Origin of the sequence: Rhodococcus pseudokoreensis (assembly GCF_017068395.1) — a bacterium.
GTDB lineage: Bacteria > Actinomycetota > Actinomycetes > Mycobacteriales > Mycobacteriaceae > Rhodococcus_F > Rhodococcus_F pseudokoreensis.
Genome location: NZ_CP070619.1, coordinates 6,146,607 through 6,162,219, shown reverse-complemented (window position 1 = coordinate 6,162,219; position 15,613 = coordinate 6,146,607). Strand labels below are relative to the sequence as shown.

General features: G+C 69.1%; 10 protein-coding genes and 2 pseudogenes. 1 reads left to right on the top strand and 11 read right to left on the bottom strand.

All coding sequences use genetic code 11. The annotated features are described in order from the left end of the window. The first annotated feature begins 97 nt into the window (after window positions 1–97). A complete protein-coding gene (locus JWS13_RS33295) occupies window positions 98–3,595 on the top strand; it encodes a serine/threonine-protein kinase (protein ID WP_206009692.1) in 3,498 nt (1,165 codons plus the stop codon). 7 nt (window positions 3,596–3,602) lie between these two features. Here the strand turns inward: JWS13_RS33295 and JWS13_RS33290 are convergent, their stop codons facing one another. The 11 genes and pseudogenes from JWS13_RS33290 to JWS13_RS33245 all read right to left on the bottom strand — a co-directional run bounded on the left by JWS13_RS33290 (window position 3,603) and on the right by JWS13_RS33245 (window position 15,531). Further along, window positions 3,603–4,619, bottom strand: coding sequence for an aldo/keto reductase (locus JWS13_RS33290; protein WP_206009690.1), 1,017 nt, complete (start codon window positions 4,617–4,619; stop codon window positions 3,603–3,605). Further along, a complete protein-coding gene (locus tag JWS13_RS33285) occupies window positions 4,616–5,107 on the bottom strand; it encodes a hypothetical protein (protein ID WP_206009687.1) in 492 nt (163 codons plus the stop codon). The genes JWS13_RS33290 and JWS13_RS33285 overlap by 4 nt, the downstream gene beginning before the upstream one ends. Window positions 5,108–5,111: 4 nt before the next feature. After that, window positions 5,112–6,716, bottom strand: a complete 1,605-nt coding sequence (locus JWS13_RS33280; RefSeq protein ID WP_206009686.1) for a GMC family oxidoreductase — start codon at window positions 6,714–6,716, stop codon at window positions 5,112–5,114. After that, a pseudogene (locus JWS13_RS45715) lies at window positions 6,713–7,303 on the bottom strand (aldehyde dehydrogenase family protein); the annotation flags it as partial. The gene JWS13_RS33280 and the pseudogene JWS13_RS45715, both read right to left, overlap by 4 nt. Next, window positions 7,282–8,016 (bottom strand): annotated as a pseudogene (locus JWS13_RS45710) (alcohol dehydrogenase catalytic domain-containing protein); the annotation flags it as partial. The pseudogenes JWS13_RS45715 and JWS13_RS45710, both read right to left, overlap by 22 nt. A gap of 34 nt (window positions 8,017–8,050) precedes the next feature. Beyond that, window positions 8,051–9,076, bottom strand: coding sequence for an ABC transporter permease (locus JWS13_RS33270; RefSeq protein WP_206009682.1), 1,026 nt, complete (start codon window positions 9,074–9,076; stop codon window positions 8,051–8,053). Next, complete coding sequence (locus tag JWS13_RS33265; protein WP_206009680.1) at window positions 9,073–10,590, bottom strand: sugar ABC transporter ATP-binding protein; 1,518 nt, start codon at window positions 10,588–10,590, stop codon at window positions 9,073–9,075. The genes JWS13_RS33270 and JWS13_RS33265 overlap by 4 nt, the downstream gene beginning before the upstream one ends. Further along, window positions 10,587–11,618: an ABC transporter permease gene (locus JWS13_RS33260; protein ID WP_206009679.1), complete on the bottom strand. Its 1,032-nt coding sequence runs from the start codon at window positions 11,616–11,618 to the stop codon at window positions 10,587–10,589. The genes JWS13_RS33265 and JWS13_RS33260 overlap by 4 nt, the downstream gene beginning before the upstream one ends. A 44-nt stretch (window positions 11,619–11,662) precedes the next feature. Next, window positions 11,663–12,772, bottom strand: a complete 1,110-nt coding sequence (locus tag JWS13_RS33255; RefSeq protein WP_420855033.1) for a sugar ABC transporter substrate-binding protein — start codon at window positions 12,770–12,772, stop codon at window positions 11,663–11,665. Beyond that, complete coding sequence (locus tag JWS13_RS33250; RefSeq protein WP_206009678.1) at window positions 12,769–13,956, bottom strand: acyl-CoA dehydrogenase family protein; 1,188 nt, start codon at window positions 13,954–13,956, stop codon at window positions 12,769–12,771. The genes JWS13_RS33255 and JWS13_RS33250 overlap by 4 nt, the downstream gene beginning before the upstream one ends. Window positions 13,957–13,968: 12 nt before the next feature. Further along, a complete protein-coding gene (locus JWS13_RS33245; RefSeq protein WP_206009675.1) occupies window positions 13,969–15,531 on the bottom strand; it encodes a CoA-transferase in 1,563 nt (520 codons plus the stop codon). Window positions 15,532–15,613 lie beyond the last annotated feature (82 nt).

Below are 15,613 nucleotides of genomic sequence, written 5' to 3'. Positions count from 1 at the left end.
TCGATTGTCCGTGATTCCGGCACGGGAACGCACGCCGGGACGGCCTCGGCGTCACCCGTGCCGCGATATGCTCGATGGCGAGCGAAGAGGTGGTGGCATGACCGATTTCGACCCGCTCGCCACCCAGCGTGAGTCGATGACTGCGACCTTCACGGCCGAGCTGTCCGCGGTCGGGCTGGAGGACGCCAAGGAGATCGGGCACGGTGGGTTCGGGGTGGTATATCGGTGCGCGCAACCGGAACTCGACCGGACGGTGGCGGTCAAGGTTCTCACCTCGGCGCTCGACGCCGAGAATCTCGAACGCTTCCTGCGGGAGCAACGCGCCATGGGCAGGCTGAGTGGCCACCCGCACATCGTCAACATCATGCAGGTCGGGACCACCGACACCGGCAGGCCGTACATCGTGATGCAGTACCACCCCCACGATTCGCTGGACGTTCAGATCCGGCGGCGCGGGCCCATCCCCTGGAGCGACGCCCTGCGGATCGGGGTGAAACTCGCGGGTGCGCTCGAGACAGCACACCGGGTCGGCATACTCCACCGGGACGTCAAACCGGGAAACATCCTGCTCACGGAGTACGGCGAACCACAGCTCACCGATTTCGGGATCGCCCGGATGTCGGGGGCGTTCGAGACGACGGCGGGCACCGTCACCGGTTCCCCCGCGTTCACCGCACCGGAAGTGCTGTCGGGGCGCACCCCGACCGCCGCGTCCGACGTGTACAGCCTCGGCGCGACCCTGTTCAGCGCGATCACCGGGCACGCCGCGTTCGAACGGCACAACGGCGAGGAGGTGATCGCGCAGTTCCTGCGCATCACCACCCAGCCCGTCCCGGACCTGCGCAGCGAGGGATTCCCGGAGGACCTCAGCGCCGTGATCCAGCGGGCGATGGCCGGGAAACCGGAGGATCGCCCCGCGTCCGCCGCCGCCTTCGGGGACGAACTGCGCGAGGTCGAACGGCACCACGGTCTGGCCGTGGACGAGATGGCGATGCCCGTCGACCCCGGTGTCCATCACACCGAGGACTCCTCGCACGGCACGATCTCGACCGTCTCCGGGCCGTTCCGGACGTCCACGACGGGACGGGCGAAATATACGTCGACGCCGCCGCCCGCGCCTGCCACCCGGTTCCGGCCGCCCGCCGCGACCCGGCAACTCGTCGAGCGCGACCGGCTGATCGACCTGCTGCGGGCCGGCCGCCGTCGCCTGCTGACCGTGATCCACGGTCCCACCGGATTCGGCAAGAGCACCCTCGCCGCCCAGTGGCGGAACGTCCTCGCTGACGAGGGGGTGGCGGTCGCGTGGCTGACCGTCGACAGCGACGACGACAATGTGGTGTGGTTCGTCGCGCACCTCATCGAGGCGATCCGCCGTGTGCGCCCCAACCTGGCGAAGGAACTCGGCCAGGTCCTCGAGGAGCACGACGACGAGGCCGAACGGTACGTGCTCACCTCGCTCGTCAACCAGATCCACGAGAGTGGCGAACGGATCGCCCTGATCATCGACGACTGGCAGCGCGTGTCGGAACCCACGACGATCGCCGCGCTGGAGTTCCTCCTCGACAACGGGTGCCACCACCTGCAGGTCGTGGTGACGAGCCGGACCCGGGCCGGGTTGCCGATGAGCCGCATGCGAGTCAAGGACGAACTCGTCGAAATCGATTATTCGGAACTGCGTTTCGACGATTCCGAGGCGCGGTCGTTCCTCGTCGACCTCGGCGGACTGCCCCTCGACAGCGAGGACGTCACGGAACTGCGCGACTCCACCGACGGCTGGGTGGCGGCGCTGCAACTGGCGTCGCTGTCGCTGCGCGGGCGTGCGGATCCGTCGGAGCTGATCGCCGGACTGTCGGGGCGCCACCACGCGATCGGCGAATTCCTCGCCGAGAACGTCCTCGACACCCTCGAACCCGAGATGCTCGACTTCCTGCTGGCCACCTCGATCACCGAACGTACGTGCGGCAGTCTTGCCAATACCCTCGCAGGCACGTCGCGCGGGCAGGCGATGCTCGAGGCGGCCGAGGACCGGGACCTGTTCCTGCGCCACATCGACGACGAGCGAACGTGGTTCCGCTACCACACCCTGTTCGCCGAATTCCTGCGCCGCAGGCTCGAACGCGACCAGCCCGACCGCGTCCGGGAACTGCACCGCGCCGCTTCCCGCTGGTTCTGCGACCACAGCCTGCTCCGCGAGGCCGTCGAGCACGCCCTCGCCGGCGGCGAAGAGCAACGCGCAGTGGAACTCGTCGAGGCCGACGGGCTGTTGCTGCTCGAGCAGTCGCAGTCGGCGACGTTGTCCGCGGTGGTCGACATGCTGCCGCCAGGTCTCGTCGCCGCGAGCGCCCGGCTGCAGGTCACGACGGCGTGGGCGAATGCGATGGCGAACCGGACCACGGTCGCCGAGCGGGCACTCGAACGAGCCGAACGGGCACTCGCCCACGGCGACGCGAGCGCGACCGACACGGCGGATCTGCGGGCGGAGGCGGGCGTGGTGCGTGCCGTGGCCGAACTGCGCAGCGACCGCACCGAACGGATCGACGAACTCGTCGGCGACTGCCTCGCGAGGCCGGAGTCGCTGCACCCGTGGGTGGTGTGCGCCGCGTTCAACGTCACCACGTTCGCCGCGGTCTACCGCTTCGACTTCGCGGAAGTACGCAGGATCCAGGAAGTCGGGCGGCCCTTCTACGAGCGGAACAAGGGACCGCACAACGTCGTTCACGGCCAGAGTTATCTGGGTGTCGCATCGTATGAGCAACTCGACATCGACGACGCCGTCGACCGTTTCCGGCGCGCCCGCCGAGCCGGCCGGAAACTGGGCGGGCCGCGCGCACCGTCCGCCCGGCTCGCGGGGTCGCTGCTCGGTGAGGTGCTCTACGAACGCGGGGACGTCGAGGAGGCCGAGCGTCTCCTCGACGACGGATACACCCTGGCCATCGAGACCGGCGGGGTGGATTTCAAGGTCGCCCGCTTCGTCACCGGAGCGCACGTCAAGGCGCTGCGCGGAGACCGGGAGGAAGCGACGAAACGCCTCCATGCCGGACTCGAGGTGGCCGGGACGTTCTCCCTCGCCCGCCTGCGGGCCCGCGTCGAGAACGAACGCCGGCGACTCGGCATCACCGCGCATCCGAGCCTCGGCGCGCCGGACCCGGTCCGCTACGAGAACCGGCGGCGCCCGGTCTCGGGCATCGACGAGATCGTCGCACAGGTCGAGGAGGCCACCGCGGTTCGGATGCTGCTCGCCACCGGGGCCCGCGAGAACATCGAGACGGCGTGCGGATGGGCGCAGGAGTGGACCGACCGGCTGGCGGGCACCGGCCGCAACCGCGCCCACCTGCTGGCCGAGCGGCTGCGGGTGGCGTGCCTCGCCGCGGCGGGCCGCGAAGACGAGGCGAAGCAGGCACTCGCGTCCATCGCCTCGATCTGCGCGGCGCGCGGACTTCACCGGATACTTCCCGACGGCGGGCCCCTCGTCGTCGCCCTGGTCGCGGATCTCCGGGCCGATCAACTGGCCGGCGACTGGCCCCCGGACCGGCCGACGGTCCCCTCCGATTTCCTCGAGGAACTGCAGAACTCGACGTCGCCGTACACGATGTGACCGGCGGTCAGGTCGGGGTGGGCGCCTCCTCCAGGATCAGTCCCGCGGCGCGCAGGTCCTGCCAGAATTCGGCCGGGATCGGGTGTTCGAGCCAGGCCGCGTTCTGCCGCAACTGGTCGCAGTTCCGGGCGCCGAGCAGAAGTTCCCGCACGGCGGGATGCGCGGCCGCGAACTGAATCGACGCCGCCGCCAACGGAACGTCGTGACGCGCACAGAACTTCTCGATGTCGCGTACCCGGCCCAGCACCTCTTCCGACGCCGGCTGGTAATTGAACTTCGCGCCGGGCACCGCGCCGGTGGCCAGGACGCCCGAGTTGAACACGCCGCCGAGCACGATCGCGACGTCGCGCTCCGCCGCGAGCGGCAGCAGGTCCGTCACCGGATCCTGTTCGAGCAGTGTGTATCTGCCCGCGAGGAGAACGCAGTCGAGGTCGACGCGTTGGAGGGCGTCGACGCAGACGTCGGCCTCGTTGACCCCGATACCGATCGCCCGGACCACGCCCTCGTCCCGCAACCGGATCAGCGCGGGGAACGCACCCGCGAGCGCCTCCGCGAACCGCCCGGGCTGGGCGTCGCCGTGCGTGTACCGGTCGACGTCGTGCACGTAGAGGATGTCGAACCTGTCCTGGCACATGCGCTGCAGGCTGTCCTCCACCTGCCGCAGCACCGCGTCGTACGAGTAGTCGAAGTCGGCCCGGAACGGCGGTGTGTCCACCCAGATCCCGGTGTCGAACGACCCACGGGCCGCGGGTGTCAGTGTGCGTCCCACCTTCGTGGACAACACGTAGTCTTCGCGGTCCTTCGTCAGCAGTGCGTGGCCGACCCGGTGCTCGGACAGTCCGTGCCCGTACATGGGAGCGGTGTCGAACGACCGCACACCCATGTTCCACGCCTCGGCGATCTGCGCCTGGGCGTCCGTCTCGGGGATCGGCCGGAAGATGTTGCCGATGGGCGCACCGCCGTAGCCGAGGAGGGTGACGTCGAAGCCGGCGCGCCCGAACGTCCGGCTGTCGGTCCCCTTCACGGTTTCTCGCCTCCGTCGCCGAGGAACAGGGTGCCCGGGTCGCGCAACACGGCGTCGATCTCCCGGAGGCACACCACCTTGATCGCCGAGACGACGAGTTCCGAATAGAACTGGTCGTGGAACCACTTGTCGCCGCTGTATGCCACGACGAGCCCGCCCTCGCCCACGGCGCTGCCACCCCATTTGGTCCAGCCCGGCTGGTAGAGGTACGGGTGCAGTTGCTGCACGGTGTGCGACGGCAGTCCGGTGGTCCAGCTGATCCGTGCCTTCGACTCGGCGATCGCGTCGTAGGGCCCGCGCCAGTCCTTCTTCTCACCCCAGCTGCGGCGGTAGACGACGGGCAACTCCGCATCAGCGGACGGGGAGACGCCGGGCCGGAGCACGACGAGGTGCCCCGGACCTCGGTGGGAGAGATTCTCGATCGACGGCAGGGCGAGTTCGACGGCCTCCCTGGCGACGGCTTCGGTCACTCCGGAAAAAGTGGTCATCCGATCATCCTTCCCCACGGATCAGATCGACGGCCTTCTCGGCGATCATCACGGTGGGAGCCTGCGTGTTGGAACTGACGATCCGCGGCATGACGGACGAGTCGACCACCCGCAGACCCTCGATGCCCCTCACCTTCAGTTCCGGTGAGACCACGGCCTCGTCGCCAACGCCCATCGCGCACGTGCCGACCGGGTGGTACGACGTACGACCGTATGCGCGAACGAACTTCACGTAGTCGTCCTTGGTGTTCACGGACAGGCCGCCGGCCAGGTGCTCGGCCTTGATGTGCCGGGCCATCGACGACTGCGCCATGATCTCCCGGCTCTGCCGCAGACCCTCGATGCTCGACTCGAGGTCGAAGTCGGTGGCGAGGAAGTTCGGGTCGATCAGCGGCTGGGCGGTGGGATCGTTCGACCTGATCTTCACTGAGCCGCGGCTCTCCGGCCGCAGCGCGTACGAGTTCAGGGTGCAGCCGTATCCCGGGCGGACCGCCGCGACCCCTGCCTCGACGCCGGCGGCGGGCAGGAAGTGGAACTGCAGGTCCGGGATCGACTCCCCCGCGTGCCCGAAACTGAACCCGCCCGCCTCGACGACGGTCGACGCCAGCGGACCCCGCCGGAAGGCCGCGTACTCGAGACCCGCCTTGGCTGTGGCCGGACGGATCAGGTTCAGGCGGTCGAGACTCTGGTATTCGCGGAGTTCGTAGATGACGTCGAGGTCACAGTGATCGTGCAGGTTTCGGCCGACACCCGGAAGGGCATGGGTCACCCCGACGTTCGCGTCCCGGAGGTCGTCGGGATGACCGATTCCCGACAGCTGCAGGATCTTGGGTGATCCGAACGCGCCCGCAGCGACGAGCACCTCGCGCGACGCGCGGAACGTCGCCACGCCGTGCGGGGTGAGCACCTCGATCCCGGTGGCGCGGCCGCCGTCGAGCAGAACCCGCGACACGGTGACGTTCTCCCGGACCGTCAGGTTGGGCCGCTTCCTGGAGGGTGCGAGGTACGCGACCGCGGCGCTGCACCGGCGGGCGTTCTTCGTGGTCGTCTGGTAGAGGCCGACACCGTGCTGGTGATCGCCGTTGAAGTCGCCGTTGAACGGCAACCCGAATTCCTGCCCCGCCTGGACGAACGACTTCGACAGCGGATGGGGGTTCACGGGATCGGAGACCCCGAGCGGGCCGTCGGTCCCGTGATACGGCGCCGACAGCCGCTCGTTGTCCTCGGACCGGAGGAAGTACTTCTGGATCTCGTCGAACGACCATCCGGCGCAACCGTATTTGAGCGCCCACTCGTCGTAGTCCTCGTGCGCGCCGCGGGTGAACACCTGGGCGTTGATCGAGCCGCCGCCGCCGATGACCTTGCCCTGAGCGAGCGGGATGACGCGCCCGTTGCAATGCTCCTGCGGGACGCTCGAGAATCCCCAGTCGTATTTGCTCGAGGTGAGTTTCGCGAACCCCGCGGGAACATGGATGAACGGATGCCGGTCGTTGCCGCCGGCCTCGAGCAGGAGAACCCGGACCGTCGGGTCCTCGGTCAGCCGTCCGGCCAGCACACACCCCGCGGTGCCGCCGCCTGCGATGACGTAGTCGTACGTGCCGGCACTCATCGGTTGCCTCCGGTCCAGTTCGGGAACACGCGGGTGCGCGGTCCGGTGCGGATCTGAATGGTCTTGACGTCGGTGAACTCGTCGAATCCGGCCTGCCCCATCTCGCGGCCGAACCCGCTCTGCTTCATGCCGCCCGCGGGCAGTTGCGGGGCGCCGTCGATGGTGGTGTTCACCCACACGCGGCCGCTGCACATCTCCTTCGCCACCCGCAGCGCCTTGTCGATGTTCTTGGTCCAGATCGACCCGGCGAGACCGTATTCCGTGGCGTTGGCGAGCCGGATGGCGTCGTCGACGTCGCTGAACCGGGTGACGGTGAGGACGGGACCGAAGATCTCCTCCTGGAAGGCGGCGGACTCTTCGGCCACGCCGTCGAGGATGGTGGGGGCGACGAAATGCCCGCTCCCCCAGCGCTCTCCGCAGAGTCGGGCGCCGCCGGTGAGGACGGTCGCGCCGTCCCGCCGCGCCGCGTCGATGTGCCCGAGCACCTTCTCGAGGTGGCCGGCGTCGATCATCGGGCCCAGCTCACTCGCCTCGTCGAGCGGCCCGCCCACCGTGATGCGGCCCGCGGCCTCGACGAGTCGCGCGACGCGTACGCGTGGGTGGCCCCGAGTTCGAGGGCGCGTTCGCGTTTGAACGCGACCGGGTCGACGGCCACGACGTGTGCGGCACCGGCGTGGTGGGCGCCCTGCACGGCGTTGATCCCCACACCGCCGGCACCGACGATCAGGGCGGTGTCCCTCGGGCGGACCCCCGCGCCGTTCACGGCGGAGCCCCAGCCGGTCGCGACCCCGCACGACACCAGGCAGGCCACGTCGAAGGGGATGTCCTCGTCGATCTTCACGGCCTGCGCCTGGGACGTGACGAGGTAGTTCGCGAACGTGCCGAGGCGTTGCATCGCGCCGATCGGCCGCCCCGACTGCGTGGTGAACCGCGCCGTTCCGTCGAGCATGAAACCAGCCTCCATACCGGCCCCCGTATCGCAGATATATTGCATCCCCTGCGCGCACCAGGCGCAAGTTCCGCAGGCGGGGAGGTAGGCGGTGGCGACGTGATCGCCGACGGCGAGCCGGGTGACCCCGGGACCGACCGCGTCGATCACCCCGGCACCCTCGTGACCGCCGACCAGCGGCAGCGTGTTGGGGATGTCGCCGGTGACGAGGTGATCGTCGGAGTGGCACAGCCCGGATGCCATCACCTTGATCCGCACCTCCCCGGGACCGGGCTCGGCGAGGACGAGATCGTCGACCTCCCATTTGCCGCCCACTTCGTGAATCACCGCACCGCGTGCCGTCGTACTCATCGTTCTCCTTCGAATCTCACACTGACACAGGGTCTTATTTGATGATCGAGAGCCGGCTGCGGTCGAGCGTCACGGCGACCGCGACGATGACGACCACGCCGTACACGATCTGTTGGAAGCTGGGGTCGATGCCGGCCACCGAACCCCCCACCCGGAGGACGGTGACCACCAGGGCGCCGACGAGCACCCGCCACGCGCCGCCGATTCCACCGGTGATCGCGCAACCACCGACCAGTACCGCGGCGATCGCGGGGAGCAGCAGCGAATCAGCGAGTTGCGGTGCGGCGCTCTGCTGCTGAGCCGACAGCACGATACCCGCGGCTCCCGCGAAGAAGCCGGACAGGGCGAAGGCTCCGACCCGGACGGCCCGGGTCCGGACGCCGCTCATCATCGCCGCGATCTCCCCCAGCCCGACGAGGTGGAAGACGTTGCCCCGCGGCGAGAACCGCATCGCGCAGAACACCGCGGCCACCGCGGCCACGCCCGCCCACACCGCCATCGGCAGTCCGAGCACCGTCCACGAACTGAGCCAGAAGATCGCTTCGTACCCTTCGCTGATGTAGATGGTGGTCGACCCCGAGGCGACGAGCGCGACCGCACCCCAGAATCCCAGGGCGCCGAGCGAGACGACGAACGACGGGACCTGCCCGAACACGATCAGCAGACCGGTCAGCGCACCGATCAGGGTGAGCGCCACCAGGGTGACGACGACGGCGAGCGGACCGAGCGAACCGATCGCCGTCGCCAGGATCACCGTGGCGAGCGACGCGAGTGCCGCCACCGACAGGTCGATGCCGCCGGTGAGGATGACGAACATCTGGCCCAGCCCGAGCAGCAGGATCGGGACCGCCTGCGCCGAGACCACCGCGAGAGCGTTCATCGACAGGAAGTTCGGTTCGGCGAGCGCGACGAGGAGCACGAGCGCGACCAGCACGACCGACGGTCCCGCCAGGCGCAGCCGGTCCCGCGTCGTCCGGGACACCGCGGCCGCGGCACCCCCGGGTGCGCGCGTCTCGGCGGAAGTCCTCTCGGTGGAAGTTCTTGTTGCCACGGCGATCACATCATCTTCTCGAGGAGTTGGAGTTTGCTGGGCGGGTTTCCGGGCGGCGAGTCGAACTCGGCGGTGATCTCGCCGTCGCGCATCACGATCACGCGGTGGCCGAGACCGATCGCCTCGTCCAGGGTGTCGGCGAGCACCAGGATCGCGACTCCCCGCTCGGACAGGTCGCGGAACAGGGCGTACAGGTCTTCCTTCGCGCCGATGTCGAGCCCGCGGGTGGGATGGTCGAGCACCAGCACCTTCAGGCCGTCGCCCAGGATCCACTTGGCGACCACGGCCTTCTGCTGGTTGCCGCCCGACAGTCGGGCGATGTCGGCGTCGGGGTCGGCGGGCCGGATGCCGAGTTTGTCGATCCAGGTGCGCGCGGTCTCCTGCACCCGGGCGCCGGAGGAGATCCGGCCGCCGCCCGCCTTCACCGGATGCACCGTCGCGATGTTCTGCGCGACGGTCGCCCCGGCGATCATGCCCTCGACGCGACGCTCGGCGGGAACGTACGCGACACCGGACAGCACGGCGTCCGCGGGTGATCGGGGCGCCGAACGCTGCCCGTCGATCTCGACGGTTCCGGAGTCGACGGGGACGGCGCCGAACACGGCGCGGGCCACCTCCTCGCGGCCGGAGTCCACCACCCCCACCACCGACACGATCTCGCCTGCGTGGACGTCGAGCGAGACGCCCTTCGCCTTGCCGCCGCACGTGAGGTTGCGGACCGACAGAGTCGGCGTGCCGGTGTGGGGGACGGCGCGCTTGCGTTCCGACGAGTAGATCTCCTCGGCCGCACCCTTGCCGATCATCAGCTGGTACAGCTCGGATTCGGTTGCCGCCGCGGCGATCCGTTCGCCGACGACCTTGCCGTCGCGCAGCACGTACACGCGGTCGGAGAAGCGGAGGACTTCGTCGAGGCGGTGGGAGACGAAGATGACGGAACCGCGTTCCTTGAGGGCGGTCACCCGGCGGTGGAGCACCTCGACGTCCTCGGGTTCGAGGACCGACGTCGGCTCGTCGAGGATGAGCAGCGGCGGGTGTTCGGTCTGCCGGGACGCGACGGCGCGCGCCACCTCCACCATCTGGCGCTGCGCGAAACCGAGCGTTTCGGTGAGCGCACCGGGGTCGACCGTCGACTCGACCACGGACAGCATGTCCTGGGCGCGGGCGCGGATCCGGCGCCGGCGGAGGAATCCGGCGCGGGCGGTGTCGGCCTCGTGCCCGAGGATCAGGTTCTGGCCGACGGTGAGGTTCGGCAGCAGCGACTGCTCCTGATGCACGACCCCGATTCCATGGCCTGCGGCGTCGGCCGGGCTCGAGAAGCTCACGTCGCGCCCGCCGAGGACCATCCGGCCGCCGTCCTGGCGGTGCACTCCCGCGAGGATCTTGAGCAGTGTCGACTTGCCGGCGCCGTTCTCGCCGATCAGTCCCACCACCTCGTTGGGAGCGATGGACAGGCTCACGTCGTCGAGGACGGTGTTGGGTCCGAATTTCTTCGTGACGTTGCGGAGTTCCAGGAGAGATGTCATTTCACGACCCTCAATCGACTGCGGGCGGGCCACCCGGTCGCGATCACCGCGACCACGATGATGAGTCCCTGCGCGCCCTGCTGGATGTACGGGCTGGCGCCCGAGAGGAGAAGCCCGTTGCCGAGTACCACGAGGAGCAGCACACCCACCAGGGAGTGCAGCGGTCCACCGCGACCGCCGGACAGCAGGGTGCCGCCGACGACCACCGCGGACAGGGTGAGGAACAGACTTCCCGATCCGACGCTCACGTCGCCGACACCGAGCCGGATGGTGGCCAGCACTCCCCCGAGCCCGGACAGCAGTCCGGCCACGGCGAACAGGATGATCTTGGTGCGCCCGACCGGGACACCCGCCAGGCGGCTGGTCGACTCGTCGCCGCCGATCGCGTAGGTGTGCATGCCCAGCCGGGTTCCCTTGCACAGCACCACCGTCACGGCCACGGCGGCGAGCGCGAACACCACGACGACGGGCAGTCCGAGCCAGTGGCCACCCGCCCAGGCGGCGAGCGACGGGTCGGCGAGTTGGGGGGTGGCGGTGCCGAAGAGCACGGTGGCGACACCGAGCCCGACGAACCAGGTTCCCAGTGTGACGAGGAAGGACGGCACCCGGGCGACAACGTGCAGCACCCCGTTCGCCACTCCGAAGAGCAGCCCGACACCCAGCGCGATGAGGACCGCGAGGAGTCCGAGGTCGTTGCCGTTGACGCTGTTCGCCGCGAGCAGGACGAACGTCAGCCCGCTGGCCGCCATCACGCCCTCGATCGACAGGTCCACGCCGCCCACCAGGACCACCAGGGTGGCGCCCATCGCGAGGACCACGGGAATCGCGGCCTGCTCCACGATCGCCATCGCGTTGCTCGCCGTCGCGAATCCGGGAGCCAGTGCGGCGAAGACAGCGCACAGTCCGAGCAGGGCGGTGAGCGGGCCTGCGGTGGAGAGCAACCGTCGCACGCGGGGTCTGTCGGTGCGCGCGGGCGGGCGAGTTTCGGCGGGAGTCGTCACCTCCCCCGTCATTTCGGTCGTCGACATCGTCACTCCTTCGGAAGATTGTGGGTTCGTGAATGGTGAGGGGGTTACCGGGCCACCGGGCCGGTGATGCGGGAGAACGGATCCTGCACGGACCGCACGATCTCCTCGTCACTCGGCACGGTGCGGAACCGGTCGACGTTGCTCGCGGTGATCAGCGACTGGTCGACATAGAATTCGCGGTTCTCGGGGGGCAGCGACGCGACGTCGATTTCCCCGGTCATGGCCTGGTAGCAGATGGCGAGGCCCATCGCGCCGTTGAAATAGGGGTCGGTCGTGTACGTGGAGAGCAGTTCGCCGTCGGCGATGGCGCCCAGCCCTTCCGGGGTGGCGTCCGCGGCGCTGGCGATCTTGATCTCGCCCGCCCGGCCTGCTTCACGCACCGCCTGCAGGGCACCCAGGGCCATGGAATCGGTTGCGGCCCAGATGCCGTTCACCTGGTCGCCGTATTTGTTGAGCAGGGTCTGCGTGGTGGTGTACGCCTTGTTGCGGTCGAAGTCGGCGGGCTGGTCGTCGAGCAGGGTGACGCCGGACTGTCCGTCCATGGCCTGCTGGAAGCCCTGGAACCGGGTCTGGCTGATCTCGTTGGCGAGCAACCCCTGCAGGGCGATCACGCCGCCGGTGCCGCCGAGCGAGTCGACGAGCGCCTTCCCGGTGTCGGCGCCCTGCTGGACGCCGTCGTAGGCGACGTACGACGCCCACCCGTTCCCGACGTCCCAGGGGTGCAGGTCCGAAGGCTTGCTCCACTGGGTGACCGCGCACCCGCCGCTGTTCTGCACGGCACGCACGATCGCCGGGGTGTCGGCGCTCGTGTTCGGATTGATGTTGAGCAGGACGGTCTTTCCCGCGGCGAGCACCGACTGCAGCTGCGACAGCGCGTTCTGCGAGTCGCCGCCGTAGACGATCACCTTCAATTCGATTCCCAGCGATTCGGCGTACGCGCGACTGCCCTGCACCCACGCGGCCTCGTACGGGTTGGTCAGCGACCGGACCTCGGAGACCATCACCATGTCGCCGCGGTCGACGGCGGCGCCGTCCCGCTCGGTCCGTTCCGATCCCGTCGAGCAGGCGACGGCGGAACTCGCCATGACGGAGATCGCCGCGGCGACGCCGACGGCGCGGACTGCCGCCCTGACGGATCGGGTCGCCGGTGTCATCGTTCGTCCGAGCCGGTGCCCGCGGCACCCTTGAGCACTGCCCGGCTGATGATGAGCCGCTGCATTTCGCTGGTGCCTTCGTAGATCTTCGTGATGCGGGCGTCGCGGTAGAGGCGCTCCACCTCGTACCCGCGGATGAAGCCGTTGCCGCCGAACACCTGCACGGCGGCGTCGGCGTGCCGCACGCATCCCTCCGACGCGTACAGCTTGGCCATCGAGCAGAGCGTCTCGGCGTCCGCCGCACCGGTGTCGAGGGCCCGCGCCGCCTCGACCGACAACGCGGTGCCGGCCCGCAGTTCGGTGGCCACGGTGGCGAGGGAGAACGAGATGCCCTGGTTCGCGGAGATCGGCTTGCCGAACTGGCTGCGGTCGAGGGACTGCCGGGTGGCGGCGTCCAGTGCGGCGCGGCTGATGCCGAGGCTCAGCCCCGAGATCCCGAGACGGCCCTTGGCCAGCACCTTCATCATGTAGCCGAACGCCTGGCCTTCCTCGCCGAGGAGCGCGTCGGACGACAGCCGGACGGAGTCGAACACCAGACCGCCGACCTGGGATGCCCGCTGACCCATCTTGTGTTCGTGATAGGCGCGGCTGACCCCGGGCCGGTCGACGTCCACCAGGAACACCGAGATGCCACCGCGCTTCCCCAGTTCGGGATCGGTGACGGCGAGGACGACCGCGAAGTCCGCGACCGGGGCGTTGTGGATGTAGATCTTCTCGCCGCTGAGCACCCAGCCGTCGCCGCTGCGCACCGCCCGCGTGGTGATCGACCCGAGGTCGGATCCGGAACCCGGTTCGGTGAGCGCGTAGGCGCAGCGCTTCTCGGCGGAGAGCATCGGGCGCAGGTACTGCTCCTGCTGCTCGGGGGTGCCGTAGTTGCCGAGCAGGCTGCCGAGGATCTCGACGAGGCCGCACTGGTCGGCCACCGACGCATACCCGTAGGACAGCGACTCCATGACGAACAGGTAGTCGAGGGCGGTGCCGCCGAATCCGCCGAACTTCTCGGGCACCGTGATGCCGAAGAGCCCGATCTTGCCCATCTCGGCGTAGATCTCTTCGGGGAATCGCTCGGTCTCGTCCAGTTCGCCGGCGACCGGCCGGATCCGTTCGTCGACGAACTCCGCGACGAGCTTGCGTTCGTCGGTTCCGAGCACCGACGACGGAATGACACTGTTTCCGGTTGGCATGTGGTTGTCTCCTCAGATGTGTACGGCGACGGGGGCGAACAGCCCCGCGTCCATCAGGCGTGGATTCTTGATGATCGGACGGAATCCCATGTGCGGCAAAATGTCCCGATCGATGTCGATGCCGGGCGCGATCTCGGCGAGTTCGAGGCCGTCCCGGGTGAGCACGAAGACGGCGCGTTCGGTGACGTACACCGCCTCGCGTCCCTCGCGGACGGCGAGAGCGCCGGAGTAGGTGACCTGGTCGACGCGGTCGACGAACTTCGGCACCGACCCCTCCCGCCGGATCACCAGTTCTCCCCCGACGATCTCGACGTCCAGTCCGCGGGCGGTGAACGTGCCGCAGAACACGGCGCGCGGCGAGTTCTGGGAGATGTCGATGAACCCGCCCGGTCCGACGATGCCGCCGCCGATCTTGCTGACGTTGACGGCGCCGGTAACGTCGACCTCGGCCATGCCCAGGCAGCTGACGTCGAGCATTCCGCCCGAGAACAGGTCGAACTGGGTGGTCGACGAGTGCACGACCTTCGGTCCGCGCGCGGCCCCGAACAGATCGCCGGAGACGGGGATGCCGTCGATCAGCCCCTGCTCGATGGCGAGTGTGACGTCGTCCAGGCGGTCCTGTTCGGCGAGCGCGTCCACGACCAGGGCGGACACCCCGAAGCCGACGTTCAGGACGTCGCCGTCCCGGACCTCGGCGGCGGCCCGCCGGGCGATCAGCATGCGGATCGGGTCGTGGTTCGTGGCTCCGAAGCCGGCATTCGCCGCGTCGCCGGACAGTTGCGGGTCGAATTCTCCCGCGTACGTCTGCCATTGGGCCGGCGCGTGGACGACGTCGTCCACCAGGACCGCCGGGATGTGCACGAGCCGCGGGTCGATCGGCCGGTCGAGCAGATTCTTCACCTGGACGATGACCCGGCCGCCGCAGGCCTTCGCCGCCTGGGCGACGGCCAGCGCGTCGAGCTGGGCGGCCTCCCCCGAGCACGTGACGTTGTCGGACGGGTCGATGGAATCGCCGCGGACGATGGCGACGTCGACGGGAAACGGCTTGTAGCGCAAGTACTCACGACCGTCCAGCGTGAGGAGTTCGACGAGGTCCTCGGTGGCGGACGGGGTGAACTTGCCGCCGCCGTGCCGCGGGTCGACGAACGTGTCGAGGCCGGTGGCGGTGACGAGGCCCGGCCGGCGCGCGCCGATCTCCCGCAGCAGTTGGCTGATCGCGCCGCCGGGCCAGGCGTACGCCTCGATCTCGTCGTTGCGGACGAGTTCGATCATCGTCGGCGACCACGTCCAGTGCCCGCCGATGACCCGCTTGACCATGCCCTTGTGTGCGAGGTGGTTGGTTCCGCGGCTCACCCGGTCACCGATGCCGAGGGCGTGCACGATCGTGAGGTCCCTGGGCGATCCGGTCGTGAGAAAGCACTCTTCGAGCGCCTTCAGCACGGTGTCCGGTTCGAGGATTCCGCCGCCCGAACCGGTGAGGGCGATCGTCGATCCTGGCGCGATGCCGCTCACGGCTCGTGTCGCGGTGGTCGGTGTCCAGCGCCTCGCCGCGGCACCCGGTCCGGGATGTGTCATATCCGCTCCTGTAAATGCTTACATTTGGCCAATCGGTCCATGAACGCCATGTACCTCGGTTATTGACACACTATATTGTGAG